Origin of the sequence: Caballeronia sp. GAWG1-1, from assembly GCF_023631465.1 — a bacterium.
GTDB lineage: Bacteria > Pseudomonadota > Gammaproteobacteria > Burkholderiales > Burkholderiaceae > Caballeronia.
This window is the reverse complement of record NZ_JALQDB010000100.1, coordinates 1-1,034: the sequence shown is the minus strand read 5'-3', so window position 1 is coordinate 1,034 and position 1,034 is coordinate 1. Positions and strand designations below refer to the sequence as shown.

The 1,034-nt window shown below is 62.4% G+C and carries 1 pseudogene and 1 other annotated feature; the pseudogene reads right to left on the bottom strand.

Annotation, left to right across the window (positions count from 1 at the left end):
* Positions 1-974, bottom strand: a pseudogene (locus NCT03_RS33610) (IS3 family transposase); the annotation flags it as partial.
* Positions 556-672: a sequence feature (AL1L pseudoknot), on the bottom strand. (Overlaps the previous pseudogene by 117 nt.)
* Positions 975-1,034 lie beyond the last annotated feature (60 nt).

Sequence of the window (1,034 nt, the reverse complement as noted above, 5' to 3'; positions counted from 1 at the left end):
GTGTTGCGACGACCGGTTGAATCCGCCTTGCGACCCGTGATCGCTGTGATGAATGAGCCCGGGCGGTGGCTGGCGATCGTGTAACGCCTGGTTCAGCGCATCCAGCACGAAGTCAGTCCTCATCGATGCCGACACGCGCCAACCGACGATACGGCGCGCAAACACATCGGTCACGAAGGCCACATAGACGAAGCCCGACCATGTCCAGCAATCGGTAAAATCCGCGACCCACAGCGCGTTCGGCCGCTCGGCACGGAACTAACGTTTGACCCGGTCCATCGGGCACGGCACCGCATCGTCGCGCTGCGTCGTCTTGATCCGGCGCCCACGCCGTACACCTTCGAGGCCCATCACCTTCATCAGGCGCGCAACCGTGCAGCGCGCGATCTTCACGCCATCGCGCAATAACTGGCGCCAGACCTTGCGCACACCATACACGCCAAAGTTCTCCTCCCAGACCGCCCGGATGAGAGCCTTCAGTTCAATATCGCGACGCGCTCGTGCTGGCCATTGCTCCGGATCGCTGCGCCGCCCGGCGTGCCGGTAATACGTCGACGGCGCGATCGGCAGCAGGCGGCAGATCGGCTCGATACCGTAGACGTCGCGATGCTCGTCGATGAACGCGATCATGGCTTCGATCGGCGGTCGAGCTCCGCCTGCGCGAAATATGCGGAGGCCTTGCGCAGGATCTCGTTGGCCGTGCGCAGCTCACGGTTCTCGCGCTCCAGTTCCTTCAGACGCGCCAAATCCGAAGTTGTCGCGCCCGTTCGTTGGCCACGGTCGCGCTCTGCCTGAATGATCCAGTTGCGAAGCGTCTCGCGCGACATCCCCATCTTCGAGGCGATTGAGCGGATCGCCGCCCCCTGCGTTTGGTACTCGTGTTGGTGCTCAAACACCATTCGCACCGCTCGCTCCCGCACCTCATCCGAATATCGCGTGCCGGTGGGCTTCCTTGTCTTGCCTTCGCTTTCCATGCTTCAAATCTCCCGTTACAGCCAAGATCCGAAGTCTCCTACATTTCCGGGGCGGTTCAA